The organism is Streptomyces sp. NPDC053560 (assembly GCF_044544605.1).
In the GTDB taxonomy this organism is placed as follows: Bacteria; Actinomycetota; Actinomycetes; order Streptomycetales; family Streptomycetaceae; genus Streptomyces.
This window is the reverse complement of record NZ_JBITXI010000026.1, coordinates 25,361-40,382: the sequence shown is the minus strand read 5'-3', so window position 1 is coordinate 40,382 and position 15,022 is coordinate 25,361. Positions and strand designations below refer to the sequence as shown.

The following is a 15,022-nucleotide window of genomic DNA, read 5'->3' as shown; positions in this document are numbered from 1 at the left end:
TCGCTCTCCTCAAGGTGCCGACAGGTGGAGTTTTCCCGGAAGGGGGTGCTGAGGGTCGTCCCACAGCAGGGCCAGGTTCCGGCCGGGGTGGTGGTCGTCGGCGTCGCTCGCCGACCGGAGCTTACGCAGATGGTGCGGGAGGAGACGCAGCTTTTCCCGGCCGATCAGGTCCTTCAACTGCTCTCTCGCAGGGGCCCGTTCCGCCTCGCTGTGCCAGATCAGGACAGGGACGCCACCATAGAGGCAGGCGTTGAAAACCTCGGAGCGGGCCCGCCGGGGCGTGGTCACCACCACGCCGGGCGCGCTCTCGCGCTCCTGCAGCGCGCCGTAGACCTGTCTGCTCTTCTCCAAGTGGTCGGGCAGCCAGTGCAGGTCCTCGGTGCTTGCCCCGTCCACCCGCGCCCAGCGCCGCTGCCAGAGGTGCCGTTGGTTGGCCTCTCGTAAGTCTGTGCACCGCACGACGACGGGGAAGTCGGTGCCGAGCGAGCGTTCCACGGGGCCTGAGAGGCCGCGCTGCCAACGGTGCACCCCCAGTTCGAGGTCTGTGGCGGCCAGGAAGAACTCCACGAGCGTCTCCTGCGTCCGCGCGTGCAGGTTCAGCAGGTCATCCAGGTCTCGCTGGATCTCTCCGGCGGATGCGGGGGCGTCGACCGTGGCCAGCGCTTCGACGTCGGTCCCGCGCCGCGACCATACCTCGTACCTCCTGAGCTGCCCCGGTCCGTCTGGCGGGCGGAGCCGGACCTGGATGCGATCGTCGGCACCGGCGGGATCGACGGGCTGGGATGCCGTCGCACTCTCCTCAGCTTCGGCGCGCCGGTCCAGGAGGGCGGCGGCCAGCCCGATCCGGTTCGCGCAACCGAGCGACCAATCGCGCAGTGCGGCCGCCGGTTGCGCCTCGGGTTGCCGGGCGACGAACCGTTCGATGACCCGTAGCAGTTGCGGGAGACGCTGTGGGGAACAGGACAGGCCTTCCAGTCCGTCGGCCAGCGGGGCGGGAGCGGGCTCAAGGGCGGGGAGGCCGGGGACCTCCTCACGCGCGGTGCCGGCGAACCTCCGCAGGTCCTCCGAACCCATACGGCCGAGGAGTTCCAGCAGTGCGGTGTGCTCCGCCGCAGTGAGCCATCGCCCGGGCTGGAGGATGCGGCGCGCTGCATGGGCGTCGATCTGGAGCGGCTGTTCCGGGCTCTGCCGAGTGAGGGTGTCCAGCAGCGTGGCGACACCGTGCGGGTCGACGAGCGCCCAGTCGACCAGTTCTTCGGCCGAAGGCGAAGCGGTGACGGGCGGTGGGGCATCCAGTTCCCGGCACAGGGTCGCGGCGGCGGTCTCGGCCAGCCCGGCCTGGGCCGCCAGCAGCCGGCCCACCTCGAAGACCAGCTGCTGCCGGTGGCGCGCGCCCCGAAGCGGCAGCGTGAACGAGACGTCGCGCGCCTCGTCGTCCCAGTTGCTGACGTGCAGCGTCGGGAACTGCTGGATGCGCTCTTCGGTACGCAGCCGTTCGAACTCAGCGCGTACCGCCTCCCAGACGTGGTCCAGGTCAACCGGTGCGCCGTCACGGACGGCCGCTCTCAGCTGCCGGAGCAGGACGGAAGTGAACAGGCCGGTCTCATCACGGTTCTTGGCGACGCCACCGGGGCGGGCCGCCCGCATCTGGAAGACGCGCCGATCGTGGCAGGTCTGTGCCTCTTCCGAGAACCGCTCCGGCGCCGCGGCCAATGACTGCTGCCGGCCGGGCAGCGCCTTGCGGCAGGCGTCGACGACAACCGTGACCCGGCCGACGCCCCGCTGCGGCAGCCGGTCGGTGCGCAGTAGGTGGATGAGGTTCTCCGCGTCCACGCCGAGCAGGTCGTCGCCCCGCGCCTCGGGGTAGAGCAGGCTCCAACGGTCTCCCTGAGCCTGCACGCCGTGTCCGGCCCAGTAGATCCACAGCCATTCGCCGTCGAGGGTACGCAGCTCGTCCCGGAATACCCTGCGGAGGGTGGTGCGATCCGCCGGGCGGTACGCGGGCGCCGCCGCGAGGGTCCCGGCGTTGCGTGCCAGGGGCGATGCCAGCAGCTGGATGTTGTCCTGCGGTACGCCCTGGTCGAGGAGCCAGGCCCGCATCCCGAGCGCATCACGCACCGGCCCGTCCAGCTCCCACTCCAGACCACCCTCGTACTCCTCGACGGCTACCAGCACGGCGTGGGTGCGCCGCCAGTCGTGCACCGGTGCCGATCCGTGGTGCGGTCCCTTCACGGCAGCTCCGCCGCGAGCCACTGGTACAGCTTGCGGTGGGCGAAATAGGCGCTGTGCGCGCGGGGGAAGGGCTGCCAGGTGTCGACCCGGACGTCGGTGACCCGTCCGGGGAAGACCTGCTCGCCGACGAAGGAGAGCAGGTCCCGCTCGTCGTAGACGTTGAGCCAGCGCGGGAAGGCGGTGGGCAGCGGATCGCCGCGGCGCAGCGCGGTGAGAGCATCCAGTTCGTACAGGAACGGGGCCTGCGAGCCGACGGTCACCAGCAGGTCCACGTCCGGCGGCGGCATGTCCGCGGCTCCGGCGAGCAGGTCGACGCACGCGATGCCGCCGAGACTGTGGGCGAGCAGGACGACCGGGCCGGGCGCGGCCTGCGCCGCTGAGCGGGCCGCGTTGGCGATCGCGGCCCGCAGCGCGTCGCCGCGTGCCTGGTAACGGAGGATGTCGCCCCCGGCCGGGACCGTCCAGGAGGTAACCCGGCTACGCTGCCACCGTGCAGTGCCGGACAGCGGCCACAGGACGGGGATGGCCAGCCGGGCTCCGGTCCATTTCGCCGCCGCGCCGAAGCCGCGGTCGGCGCCGCCCAGCCGGTCGGTAAGCAGGCGGACGAGGGCGTCCCTGTCGGTGCCGTCCACGGGCAGCGGCTCGTCGGAGTCGGCAGCGGAGTCGGCCAGGAGCAGCGCGAAGGCCAGGACAGCGCGGGCCACGATGGCTTCCACACCATCGGCGCTACCGGTCATCGGCGCTCCGACGAGCCGGGCGGAGATCTCCTCGGCGACTCGCGCCGCGGCCTCGGGGAGGTAGGGCGCAAGGTCGGCCGCGAGGCCTCGTGCGCCGTCCTCGGGCTCCGCTCCGCCCACCGCATCCACTCCTCCGGCGGGCCCGCCCGGGGGTGACGGCAACCGCCGTACCCGCTCGGCCATGTCCTCCCACGGGTCCTGACGGCCTGGAACGAATTCCGCCCCGCCCGACCCGTCCCCTGCTTCTGCGCAGGCGCGCACTTCGGCGAGTGGGTCAGCGCCCAGCAGCGCCCACAGGGACAGCGGATCATCGTCCGCGGCGACGTCCTCCACCACCAAGCCGCGGTCCTTGGCTCGTACAGGGAGGGAGGCGCCGCCGAGAGCGAGGGAAGCGCCGTGGTCCGCGCCCCAGAAACACGGCACGGTGCGCACGTCGGGCCTGACCCGGGCCAGGCCTTCGCGGACACGCGCGAACGTCCGGTCGTACGACGCCCCGCGGACGCCCGTACCGTGCACGAAGACGACACTCGTCACTGAATTCCCCCCGTGGCCGCGAGCCTCACATATTACTCACGAGGCACGGGCTCAACTCGGCTTGCACAGGAGGAAATCACTCCGTGACTCAGCCCCCCGAAGTGTCCAGTTCCGCGTCCGCGCTCACGCCCGTGCAGTCGTACGGGTCGTTCAGCCAGCCGTCCGGGAGGACGACCTTGTTGCGGCCGGAGGTGCGGCCGCGGGGGCCGTCGGCGCCGGTGGGCCAGGGCTGGTCGAGGTCGAGCGCGGAGAGGTGGTCGGCCAGCTCGGCCAGGGAGGAGGAGACGGCGAGCTTGCGGCGCATCTCGGAGCCGACCGAGAAGCCCTTGGTGTACCAGGCCACGTGCTTGCGGAAATCGATCACGCCGCGCGCCTCGTCGCCCAGCCACTCTCCGAGGAGGGTGGCGTGCCGGAGCATGACGTCCGCGACCTCCTTCATGGTCGGCCGGGCGTAGTCCTCGGGCCGGTCCTCGAAGGCGGCGACCAGGTCGCCGAAGAGCCAGGGGCGGCCCAGGCAGCCGCGGCCGACGACGACGCCGTCGCAGCCGGTCTCGCGCATCATCCGCCGCGCGTCGTCGGCGGACCAGATGTCGCCGTTGCCGAGCACCGGGATGTCGCTGACCGCGCCGACGTGCTCCTTGAGGCGGGCGATGGCGTCCCAGTCCGCGGTGCCGCCGTAGTGCTGGGCGGCGGTGCGGCCGTGCAGCGCGACGGCCGTGACGCCCTCCTCGACGGCGATCCGCCCGGCGTCGAGGAAGGTGAGGTGGTCGTCGTCGATGCCCTTGCGCATCTTGATCGTGACGGGCAGCGAGCCGGCGTTGCCGACCGCCTCGCGCAGGATGGCGCGGAGCAGGTTCCGCTTGTACGGGAGGGCCGAGCCGCCGCCCTTGCGGGTCACCTTCGGGACGGGGCAGCCGAAGTTCAGGTCGATGTGGTCGGCCAGGTCCTCTTCCGCGATCATGCGGACGGCCTTGCCGACGGTGTCGGGGTCGACGCCGTACAGCTGGATCGAGCGCGGCTTCTCGGTCGCGTCGAAGTGGATCAGCTGCATGGTCTTCTCGTTGCGCTCGACCAGCGCCCGCGTGGTGATCATCTCGCTGACGAAGAGGCCCTTGCCGCCCGAGAACTCCCGGCACAGGGTCCGGAAGGGCGCGTTGGTGATCCCGGCCATCGGCGCGAGGACCACGGGGGGCTGCACGCTGTGCGGGCCGATCTGCAGCGACGACATCTGAAGCGGGTTCCTTCGACGGGTACGGATTGGACGTACGGGTTGGACGTACGGGGTCGGCGTACGGGGCGGGTGCGGTCTCCCATTGTCCCGCACGTGGCGGGTGCGCCGTACGCGCGCTCCTCGGAGGGCCGGCACGGGCGCCTCCCGAGGCCGGTACGGGCCGTCGAGCGGGCGCTCCGGGAGCCCGGTACCGCTACTCGTTGTAACGTTCAACCATGCCCGAGCTCAGCCACCGGCGGCGGATGCTGGTGCTGGCGATCTGCTGCATGAGCCTGCTGATCGTCAGCCTGGACAACACCGTCCTGAATGTCGCCCTGCCTTCCCTCCGCCAGGATCTGCACGCCTCCGTGTCCGGCATGCAGTGGACGATCGACGCCTACACCCTCGTGCTGGCGTCGCTGCTGATGCTGGCCGGCTCCACGGCGGACCGGCTCGGCCGCCGCCGGGTGTTCCAGGTGGGGCTGATCGTCTTCACCCTGGGGTCGCTGCTGTGCAGTCTCGCGCCGAGCCTGTCGTGGCTGGTGGCGTTCCGGATGGTGCAGGCGGTGGGCGGCTCGATGCTGAACCCCGTGGCGATGTCGATCATCACCAACACCTTCACCGAGCCGCGCGAACGGGCCCGCGCGATCGGCGTGTGGGGCGGCGTGGTCGGTCTCAGCATGGCCGCGGGGCCGGTGGTCGGCGGGCTGCTCGTGGAGGCCGTGGACTGGCGGGCGATCTTCTGGATCAACGTCCCCATCGGACTGCTCGCGCTCTTCCTGACCATGCGCTACGTCCCACACTCCCGCGCGCCCCACCCGCGCCGCCCCGACCCCGTGGGCCAGGTGCTGGTCATCCTGCTGCTCGGCTCCCTGACGTACGCGATCATCGAGGCGCCCGAGTCGGGCTGGGGCTCGCCGCTGATCATGGGCTGCAGCGCGCTGGCCGTCCTGTCGCTCGCCGGGCTGATCGGATACGAGCGGCGGCGCACCGAGCCGCTGATCGAGCTGCGCTTCTTCCGCAGCGCCCCGTTCAGCGGCGCGACCGTGATCGCCGTGAGCGCGTTCGCGGCGCTCGGCGGCTTCCTCTTCGTCAACACCCTCTACCTCCAGGACGTCCGCGGCCTCTCGGCGCTGCACGCGGGCCTGTACATGCTGCCGATGGCGGCCATGACGCTGGTCTTCGCGCCGCTGTCGGGGCGGCTGGTGGGGGCGCGCGGGCCGCGCCTGTCGCTGCTGCTGGCCGGTGCGGGGATGGTGATCAGCGGCGTCCTCTTCGCCGGCTTCCGGGCGGAGGACAGCACCCCGCTGCTCTTCACCGGGTACGTGCTCTTCGGCATCGGCTTCGGCCTGGTGAACGCGCCGATCACCAATACCGCGGTGTCCGGGATGCCGCGGGCGCAGGCCGGGGTCGCGGCGGCGGTGGCCTCCACCAGCCGCCAGGTCGGCCAGTCGCTGGGCGTCGCCGTGATCGGGGCCGTGCTGGCGAGCGGCGGCGCTGCCGCCACCACCGGCGCCTTCGCGGAGGCGAGCCGCCCGGCCTGGTGGGTCATCACCGGCTGCGGCGTGGCCGTGCTCCTCGTCGGCGCCCTCACCAGCGGAAACTGGGCCCGCGAGACGGCCCGCCGCGCCGCCCGGCAGCTGGAGGGCGCCCCGGTGCCGTCGCCCGGCGCTCCCGCGGACAGCCGCCGGAGCGGCTGAGCGGGCCGCGGGCCGGCCGCTGCCGGCCACCCACCGCCGCCTACCCGCTGCTCCGGCCACCCGCTGCCGCCGGTGCGCCGCCCGCCGGTGCGCGGGCGGCCTCCGCCGCCACCGCCAGTTCCCGGAGCCGCACCAGCCGCTCCCGCGAGGCCTCGTCCTGCGGCGCGTACACCGTCACCCGGAAGCCCTCCCGGGCGCCGAGGTAGAGCGGGGTGTTGGTCACCCGCACCAGGCCCACCTCCGCGTTCTGGAAGGTCTTGGTCTTCGCGCGGGCGCACAGCACCTCGTGCCGGTCCCAGATCTCCCGGAACTCCGGCGACGCCCGCTGCAACCGCTTGAGCAGGGCCTTCCACGCGGGCTCCGCGACGTGCTCGGCCATGGCGGCCCGGAAGCGGGCCGTCATCTGGGCCATCGTCTCTTCCAGGTGCGGCACGGCGCCCCGCCACTCGGGGTGGGTGAAAGTGAGCCACAGGCAGTTGCGGTCCTGCGGCTCCAGCGCGTCGAGGTCGGTCAGCAGCCGCCCGTAGGTGCGGTTGTACGCGAGGATGTCGTACCGGCGGTTCTGCACGCAGGCCGCGAACGGCTCCAGCTGCTCCAGCACCTGCCGCAGCTCCGGTGAGACCACCGCGCACTCGCCGCCGGGCGCCGGATCGGCGGTGCCGGCCAGCGCGAAGAGGTGCGCGCGCTCGCTGGCGTCCATGAGCAGCGCCCGCGCGACCGCGTCCAGCACCTGCGCCGAGACGTGGATGTCCCTGGCCTGTTCGAGCCAGGTGTACCAGGTGACGCCGACCGCGGCGAGCTGCGCGACCTCCTCGCGGCGCAGCCCCGGGGTGCGTCGGCGCGTGCCGCGCGGCAGGCCGACCCGCTCGGGCGGGATGCGTTCGCGGCGGCTGCGCAGGAACGCGGCCAGCTCGTCGCGGCGGACGTCGGCGGCGCTGCGGGCGGGTGCGGGGGCTGCGGTGACGCTCATGGTTCCAGCGTCGCGCACGACCGAGCCGGTTGCCAGGTAGTGCTGGTACCAGGATGAACACACTCTGGTACCCGGCTGAGCGCTGCCGGATCGTCGCAGTGTGAGCACCACGACGACACCCGAACCGACCACACCGGGCCTGACGGGACCGGATCCGACGACACCGGGCCCGACGGCGACCGCCGCGGAGCGGGCGGCGCCCGCCGCTCGGCTGACCGCGCTCGGCCTGGCCACCCTGCTGCTGGGTGCCGCGCTGCCCATGACCGACTTCTTCATCGTGAACGTCGCCCTGCCGTCCATCGGACGCGAGCTGCGGGCCGGGCCCGCGGTCCTGGAGATGGTCGCGGCCGCGTACGCCATGGCGTACGCCGTGCTGCTCGTCCTGGGCGGGCGGCTCGGCGACACCTACGGCCGGCGGCGGCTGTTCCTGTGGGGCGCGGCCGCCTTCGGCCTGACCTCGCTGGCCTGCGGGCTGGCGCCGGACGCCTGGACGCTGGTGGCGGCGCGCGCGGCGCAGGGCGCGGCGTCCGCGGTGATGCTGCCGCAGGTGCTGGCCACCATCCACGCGACCACGTCGGGCGGCCGGCGCGGCCGGGCGCTCGGCCTGTACGGCGCGACGGGCGGCGTCGCCGGGGTCGCCGGGCAGCTGCTCGGCGGGCTGCTGGTCTCCGCCGACCTGCTGGGTACCGGCTGGCGCGCGATCTTCCTGGTGAACGTGCCGGTGGTGGCGGCCATCCTGCTGCTGGGCCGGTTCTCGGTACCGGACAGCCGGGCGGCCCGGCCGGCCCGCGGCGACCGGGCCGGAACGCTGCTGTTCGCGCTCGCACTCGTTGCGCTGCTGCTGCCGCTGACGGAGGGCCGGGCGGCCGGCGGCCCGCTGTGGTCGTGGCTGCTGCTGGCCGCCGCGCCCCTGCTGGCCTGGGCGTTCTACGTGGTCGAGCGGCGGGCGGAGCGGAGCGGGGGCGCGCCGCTGCTGCCGCCCTCACTGTTGCGCGAACCGGGGCTGCGCCGCGGACTGGCCGTGGCCGTCCCGTTGTTCGCCGGGTTCGGCGGCTTCATGTTCGTGGTGGCGGTCGCGCTCCAGCAGGGGCTGGGACTGTCGCCGGTGGTGGCGGGCGCCGCGGTGGTGCCGATGAGCGTGACGTACCTGGTCACGTCCATGTGGGGGCCGCGGCTCGCGCCCCGGCTGGGCAGCCGGGTGCTGACGGCCGGCGCGGTGACGCACGCGGTGGGGCTGGCCCTGCTCGCGGCGACCGTCCTCGCCGGCTGGCCGGACCTGGACCCGGTCTCGCTGGCGCCCGCGATGGCCGTCATCGGCGCCGGCCAGGGCTTCCAGCTCCCGACGTACTTCCGGGTGATGCTGGCGGCCGTGCCGCCGGAGCGGGCGGGCGCGGGCAGCGGCCTCTCGGTCACGGCGCAGCAGACCTGCCTGGCGCTCGGCGTCGCGACGATCGGCTCGGTGTTCCTGGGGCTCGTCCCGTCGGCCGGGGTACGGGACGCGCTGCTCGTCGCGCTGGCCGTCCAGTTCGTGGGTCTGCTGGTGATGACGGGCCTGTCCCTGCGGCTGCCGCGCGCCCTGTCCTGAGCCCGGCCGCCACCCGGCCTTCCGCCTCGCGCATGACAGCTGACAGCCACCGCCCGGCCGCAATCAACTGACAACAATTGAAATCTGTCAGCTGTCATGCGACGGTGGATACATGCAGATGCGCACTCTTGGCACCACCGGCCCCCAGACCTCCGCCCTCGGCCTCGGCTGCATGGGCATGTCCGCGCTCTACGGGGACAGCGACCGCACCGAATCGATCGCCACCGTCCACGCGGCGCTGGACGCCGGGATCACCCTCCTGGACACCGGCGACTTCTACGGCATGGGCCACAACGAACTGCTCCTCAACGAAGCGCTGCGCACCGCCCCGGCGGCCGCCCGCGACAACGCCCTGATCAGCGTCAAGTTCGGCGCCCTGCGGACGGTCGAGGGCGCGTTCACCGGCTACGACGGGCGGCCGGCCGCGGTGAAGAACTTCGCCGCGTACTCCCTCCAGCGCCTCGGCACCGACCACATCGACGTCTACCGCATCGCCCGCCTCGATCCCGACGTACCGGTCGAGGAGACCGTCGGCGCCATCGCCGAGCTGATCGAGGCCGGGCACGTCCGCCACGTCGGCCTCTCCGAGGTCGGCGCGGAGACGCTGCGCAGAGCGGCGGCCGTGGCGCCCGTCTCCGACCTCCAGATCGAGTACTCCCTCATCTCGCGCGGCATCGAGGAGGAGATCCTGCCCACGGCCCGCGAGCTGGGCATCGGGATCACCGCGTACGGCGTCCTCTCCCGCGGCCTGATCAGCGGGCACTTCAGCCGGGACCGGAAGCTCGCCGCGAACGACTTCCGCGGCATGAGCCCGCGCTTCCAGGGCGACAACCTCGACCACAACCTCGGGCTGGTCGAGGCGCTGCGGGCCGTCGCCGACCGCAAGGGCGCCTCGGTCGCGCAGACCGCGATCGCCTGGGTACTCGCCCGCGGCGAGGACATCGTTCCGCTGGTCGGCGCCCGCACCCGCGAGCGGCTGACCGAGGCGCTCGGCGCGCTGGACGTCACCCTGGACGCCGGCGACCTGGCCGCCATCGAGCAGGCGGTCCCGGCCGGCGCGGCGGCCGGCGACCGCTACCCGGCCAACCAGATGGCGCACCTGGACAGCGAGCGCTGACCCGGCCCGGCGGCGGGCGGGGCGTCGGATACCGTCCGTAGCACGGCACCCCCGCCCGCCGCCCCCGACCAGGAAGGCCCGACCGACCCATGCCGCCCGAGCCGCTGACCCGCGAACGCATCCTCCAGGCCACCGAAGAGGTGCTGCGCCGGCACGGCCAGGCGAAGGCCACGGTGGTCGACGTGGCGCGGGCGCTGGGCGTCAGCCACGGCAGCGTCTACCGGCACTTCCCCACGAAGGCGGCGCTGCGCGAGGCGGTCACGGGACGCTGGCTGGACCGCACGACCGGCGTGCTCGACGAACTCGCCGGGGACGCGGCCGTCCCGGCGGCCGACCGGCTGGCGCGGTGGCTGGACGCGCTCTTCGCGGCGAAGCGGCGCAAGGCGGGCGACGACCCCGAGCTGTTCGACACGTACATGGTCCTGACGTCCGAGGCCGCGGAGGTCGTGGACGCGCATATCGCCGTACTGGTCGGACAGCTCGCCCGGATCGTCGCGGACGGCGTCGCGGAGGGCACGTTCGCGCCCGCCGCGGACACCGACGCCACAGCGCGCGCCGTCTTCGACGCCACCGCCCGATTCCACGACCCGTGCCACGCCGGCGAATGGCAACGCCCCGAAATCGAAGGGCAGTTCACGGTGGTACGTGAACTCGTCCTTCGCGGGTTGTGCGCCCCGGCGCAGTAGTCCGCGCCATGACCGAACGCGACGGCGGAATGGTTTCAATCGGCCGAGTAGGCCGGAGATTAACGCATCGCATTCCCCGCTGGCCGGGCGTACGGAATACCCCGTACCGCCGGCCGGCCCCGCGCACGTTCGAATGCGTATCCCGCCTTTCCGTATCCGCACCCGTTGGAGTTCTTGTTGACGGCGAAGCGGCGCGTCCGTGCGCGCGATCCACACACTCGACGACGCGGCGTCCGGGCTGCTCGCGCTGCGCGCCGCGCCCGACCGGTACCGGCTGACCGGCGGCCGCGCGGACGAGGGCGCGGTGATCGTCTCGCTGACCGGCAAGCCGGTGGCCTTCCCCACCTCGTCTCCGGCCGGGTCGCCAACGTCGTACCGGTCGACGGCCCCGAGGACGCGGTGCGCGCCATGACCTCCGCCACCCAGACCCCGGCGGATCACAGCACGCGCGTGACGACCAGGGAGGTGGAGATCGACGGGGTGAAGATCCCGGCCGGGACCGGGTCATCCTGCTGACCGGGGCGGCGAACCGCGACCCCGCGGTCTTCCCGGCCCCGGCGGAGTTCCGCCTCGACCGCCCGCCGAACCTCCACCTGACCTTCGGCCGCGGCATCCACTTCTGCATCGGCGCGCCACTGGCCCGCCTCGAATTCCGCCTCGTCCTGGAAGAACTGTCCCGCCACGCCCCGTACGCCCTGACCGCCGACCCCACCCGCTTCTACGAGAACGGCCGACATCTGGCGTTGGACGCCTTGGCGGTCACCTTCGCCCCGTAAGGGCGCGGGGAACTGCGCGAGCAAGCACAGCGGCGGGTGGGCCGGCCAACGACCGAACCCACCCGCCCAGTAGCCGGGGTCGGAACCCCGCTGCGTCAGCAGCCCAGCAGGCGCCCGCCCAGGTAAGCCTGGATCTGGTCCAGGGACACCCGCTCCTGCTTCATCGTGTCGCGCTCGCGCACGGTCACGGCGTTGTCGTCGAGGGTGTCGAAGTCGACCGTGACGCAGAACGGCGTGCCGATCTCGTCCTGGCGGCGGTAGCGGCGGCCGATGGCGCCCGCGTCGTCGAACTCGATGTTCCAGTTCTTGCGCAGGTCCGCCGCGAGGCCCTTGGCCTTCGGGGACAGCTGCGGGTTCCGGGACAGCGGGAGGACGGCGACCTTGACCGGCGACAGGCGCGGGTCGAGGCGCATGACCGTGCGCTTCTCCATCTTGCCCTTGGCGTTCGGCGCCTCGTCCTCGAAGTACGCGTCGAGCATGAAGGCGAGCATCGCCCGGCCGACACCGGCCGCGGGCTCGATGACGAACGGGGTGTAGCGCTCGCCGGCCTCCTGGTCGAAGTAGGACAGGTCCTGGCCGGAGGCCTTGGAGTGCGAGGCGAGGTCGTAGTCCGTACGGTTCGCGACGCCCTCCAGCTCGCCCCACTCCGAGCCGCCGAACTGGAAGCGGTACTCGATGTCAGCGGTGCGCTTGGAGTAGTGGGAGAGCTTCTCCTTGGGGTGCTCGTACCACCGGATGTTCTCCTCGCGCAGGCCCAGGTCGCGGTACCAGTTCCAGCGCTGCTCCATCCAGTACTCGTGCCAGGTCTCGTCCTCGCCCGGCTTGACGAAGAACTCCATCTCCATCTGCTCGAACTCGCGGGTGCGGAAGATGAAGTTGCCCGGCGTGATCTCGTTCCGGAAGGACTTGCCCATCTGGGCGATGCCGAACGGGGGCTTCTTGCGCGAGGTCTGCTGGACCTGGGCGAAGTTGGTGAAGATGCCCTGGGCGGTCTCGGGGCGGAGGTACGCGACCGAGCCGGAGTCCTGGGTCGGGCCGAGGTGCGTGGAGAGCAGGCCGGAGAACTGCTTGGGCTCGGTGAAGCTGCCCTTGTTGCCGCAGTGCGGGCAGTTGACGTCGGCGAGGCCGTTCTCGGGCAGGCGCCCGTGCTTCGCCTCGTAGGCCTCTTCGAGGTGGTCGGCGCGGAAGCGCTTGTGGCAGGAGGTGCACTCGGTCAGCGGGTCCGTGAAGGTCGCGACGTGACCGGACGCCACCCAGACCTCCGGGGCCAGGATGACCGACGAGTCGAGACCGACCACGTCCTCGCGCGAGGTGACCATGTTGCGCCACCACTGACGCTTGATGTTCTCCTTCAGCTCCACACCGAGAGGACCGTAGTCCCAGGCGGCGCGCTGGCCGCCGTAGATCTCACTGCACGGGTATACGAAGCCACGGCGCTTGCTCAGGCTGACGATGGTGTCGATCTTGTCGGCGGCCACGGTGCTCTCTTCATTGCGACGACGAACGATTAATAGGAGCGGCGCCCTGGCGCCTCCTGGAGGGGCGTGGTCGGGAGGCGGGCGGGCGAATGCTTCAGGTTACCGGCGGCCATGCCCCCCGGATCAAATCGGTTCCCGTCACTGTCCCCCTCTCACCTGGTTTGTTGACAATCGTTTCCAGTCCAGTTGAAAATGACTGTCATGAACGTACGCCGTCGAATATCCACTGCGGCCCTCGCCGGCTCCGCTGTCCTGGGCCTTCTCGCCGTCTCCGCCTGCTCCGCCACCTCCGGCGCGGCCGGCAAGGAGGACGGCAAGCTCGCCGTGACGGCGTCCTTCTACCCGATGCAGTACCTCGCCGAGGAGATCGGCGGCGAGCACGTGTCGGTGACCAGCCTCACCGCTCCCGGCACCGAGCCGCACGACCTGGAGCTCAGCCCCAAGCAGACCGCCCAGCTCGGCGAGTCCGACGCCGTCGTCTACCTCAAGGGCGTCCAGCCGGCCGTGGACGAGGCCGTCAAGCAGTCCGGCGTGAAGCACACCGCCGACGCCGCCTCCTTCACCACCCTGGAGAGCCACGGCGCCGAGGTCGGCGGCCACGGCCACGGCCACGAGGAGCACGGCCACGAGGGCCACGGCGACGAGTCCGGCCTCGACCCGCACATCTGGCTGGACCCCGTGAAGTACGCCGAGGCCGCCAAGGGCGTCGGCAAGACCCTCGCCGCGGCGGACCCGAAGCACAAGGCCGACTACGAGAAGAACACCGCCGCGCTGGTGAAGCAGCTGGACAAGCTGAACCAGGAGTACAAGGACGGGCTGAAGAACCGTAAGTCGGACACCTTCATCACCACCCACGCCGCCTTCGGCTACCTCGCCGAGCGCTACGGCCTCACCGAGGAGGCCATCAGCGGCCTGGACCCGGAGGCCACCGACGTCAGCGGCAGCCGGGTGAAGGAGCTGCAGGGGCTCGCGAAGGAGCACGACGTGCACACCGTCTTCTTCGAGACGCTGACCAGCCCCGACATGGCCAAGACGCTGGCCAAGGACGTGCACGCCAAGACGGATGTGCTGGACCCCATCGAGGGCATCACCAAGAAGTCCCGCGGCGACGACTACCTCGCCGTCATGGAGTCCAACCTCAAGGCGCTGCAGAAGGCACTGGGCGCCGAGTGACCGGGCCGGACGCCAGAGAAGGAGCGGCCATGAGCGGTACGGACAGTGGTCCCGACGAGGCACCGGCCGTCGTCTCGCTGCGCGGCGCGAGCGCGTCGCTGGGCGCCCGCCCCGTGCTGCGCGGCATCGACCTGACCGTGCGGCGCGGCGAGGTCGTCGCGCTGCTCGGCGCCAATGGCTCCGGCAAGTCCACTGCCGTACGCGCCGTGGTCGGCCAGGTCCCGCTGAGCGCCGGCGAACTGGAGCTGTTCGGCACGCCCGCGCGCCGCTTCAAGAGCTGGGCACGCATCGGCTACGTACCGCAGCGCACCACCGCGGCGGGCGGCGTGCCCGCCACGGTCCGCGAGGTCGTGGCGGCCGGCCGGCTGGCCCGTACGAAGCTGAAGTGGCCGGGCAAGGCCGACCGCTCGGCCGTCATGGCGGCGCTGGAGCAGGTCGGCATGGCCGACCGCGCGAAGGACTCGGTCGGCGCGCTCTCCGGCGGCCAGCACCAGCGCGTCCTGATCGCCCGCGCGCTGGTCGCCGAGCCCGAGCTGCTGATCATGGACGAGCCGATGGCCGGCGTGGACCTCGCCAGCCAGGAGGTGCTGGCGGCGACGCTGCGCGCGCAGGTCGGGGCGGGCGCCACGGTCCTGCTCGTGCTGCACGAACTGGGCCCGCTGGAGCCGCTCATCGACCGTGCCGTGGTGCTGCGGGACGGCTGCGTCGTCCACGACGGGCCTCCCCCGGAGGCCGTCGGCCAGCATGCCCTGCCCGGCCACGATCACGTACACCCGCACGCGGACGCGGCCCACGAGCCCGTCCGGACAGGACTGCTGACCTGA

13 protein-coding genes are annotated in these 15,022 nt (G+C 72.3%); 8 read left to right on the top strand and 5 right to left on the bottom strand.

Annotated features, from left to right (window positions below; translation table 11 throughout):
* Window positions 1–9: 9 nt before the first annotated feature.
* The 3 genes from ACIGQF_RS38015 to dusB all read right to left on the bottom strand — a co-directional run bounded on the left by ACIGQF_RS38015 (window position 10) and on the right by dusB (window position 4,731).
* Complete coding sequence (locus ACIGQF_RS38015; RefSeq protein ID WP_399720518.1) at window positions 10–2,232, bottom strand: caspase family protein; 2,223 nt, start codon at window positions 2,230–2,232, stop codon at window positions 10–12.
* Window positions 2,229–3,503, bottom strand: a complete 1,275-nt coding sequence (locus ACIGQF_RS38010) for a hypothetical protein (RefSeq protein WP_399720516.1) — start codon at window positions 3,501–3,503, stop codon at window positions 2,229–2,231. Before ACIGQF_RS38010 ends, ACIGQF_RS38015 begins: the two co-directional genes overlap by 4 nt.
* Before the next feature lie 88 nt (window positions 3,504–3,591).
* Window positions 3,592–4,731 (bottom strand): tRNA dihydrouridine synthase DusB, encoded by a 1,140-nt coding sequence (gene dusB / locus ACIGQF_RS38005; protein WP_399720512.1) that lies wholly within the window; start codon window positions 4,729–4,731, stop codon window positions 3,592–3,594.
* 218 nt (window positions 4,732–4,949) lie between these two features.
* On the opposite strand from dusB, the gene ACIGQF_RS38000 reads away from it, so the two are divergent.
* Window positions 4,950–6,413: an MFS transporter gene (locus ACIGQF_RS38000; protein WP_399720509.1), complete on the top strand. Its 1,464-nt coding sequence runs from the start codon at window positions 4,950–4,952 to the stop codon at window positions 6,411–6,413.
* A 40-nt stretch (window positions 6,414–6,453) separates the two neighbouring features.
* Here ACIGQF_RS38000 and ACIGQF_RS37995 read toward each other — a convergent pair whose 3' ends face one another.
* Window positions 6,454–7,383 (bottom strand): helix-turn-helix transcriptional regulator, encoded by a 930-nt coding sequence (locus tag ACIGQF_RS37995; RefSeq protein ID WP_399720506.1) that lies wholly within the window; start codon window positions 7,381–7,383, stop codon window positions 6,454–6,456.
* Window positions 7,384–7,483: 100 nt separating this feature from the next.
* Between ACIGQF_RS37995 and ACIGQF_RS37990 the strand changes: the two genes are divergently transcribed.
* From ACIGQF_RS37990 to ACIGQF_RS37970, 5 genes are all read left to right on the top strand, one after another.
* Complete coding sequence (locus ACIGQF_RS37990) at window positions 7,484–8,968, top strand: MFS transporter (RefSeq protein ID WP_399720503.1); 1,485 nt, start codon at window positions 7,484–7,486, stop codon at window positions 8,966–8,968.
* Window positions 8,969–9,080: 112 nt separating this feature from the next.
* Entirely contained in the window at window positions 9,081–10,085 is a 1,005-nt protein-coding gene (locus ACIGQF_RS37985) for an aldo/keto reductase (protein WP_399720500.1), read from the top strand.
* An 89-nt stretch (window positions 10,086–10,174) separates the two neighbouring features.
* Window positions 10,175–10,771, top strand: coding sequence for a TetR/AcrR family transcriptional regulator (locus ACIGQF_RS37980; RefSeq protein WP_399720498.1), 597 nt, complete (start codon window positions 10,175–10,177; stop codon window positions 10,769–10,771).
* A gap of 199 nt (window positions 10,772–10,970) precedes the next feature.
* Window positions 10,971–11,183 carry a hypothetical protein gene (locus ACIGQF_RS37975; protein ID WP_399720495.1) on the top strand — a complete coding sequence of 71 codons (213 nt, stop codon included), beginning with the start codon at window positions 10,971–10,973 and terminating at the stop codon, window positions 11,181–11,183.
* Between the two features lie 94 nt (window positions 11,184–11,277).
* Window positions 11,278–11,547, top strand: a complete 270-nt coding sequence (locus tag ACIGQF_RS37970) for a cytochrome P450 (RefSeq protein ID WP_399720549.1) — start codon at window positions 11,278–11,280, stop codon at window positions 11,545–11,547.
* 95 nt (window positions 11,548–11,642) lie between these two features.
* On the opposite strand, the gene ACIGQF_RS37965 is transcribed toward ACIGQF_RS37970, so the two are convergent.
* A complete protein-coding gene (locus ACIGQF_RS37965) occupies window positions 11,643–13,025 on the bottom strand; it encodes a glycine--tRNA ligase (protein WP_399720493.1) in 1,383 nt (460 codons plus the stop codon).
* 201 nt (window positions 13,026–13,226) lie between these two features.
* Between ACIGQF_RS37965 and ACIGQF_RS37960 the strand changes: the two genes are divergently transcribed.
* A complete protein-coding gene (locus ACIGQF_RS37960) occupies window positions 13,227–14,198 on the top strand; it encodes a metal ABC transporter substrate-binding protein (protein WP_399720491.1) in 972 nt (323 codons plus the stop codon).
* A gap of 29 nt (window positions 14,199–14,227) precedes the next feature.
* Window positions 14,228–15,022, top strand: a complete 795-nt coding sequence (locus ACIGQF_RS37955) for a metal ABC transporter ATP-binding protein (protein WP_399720489.1) — start codon at window positions 14,228–14,230, stop codon at window positions 15,020–15,022.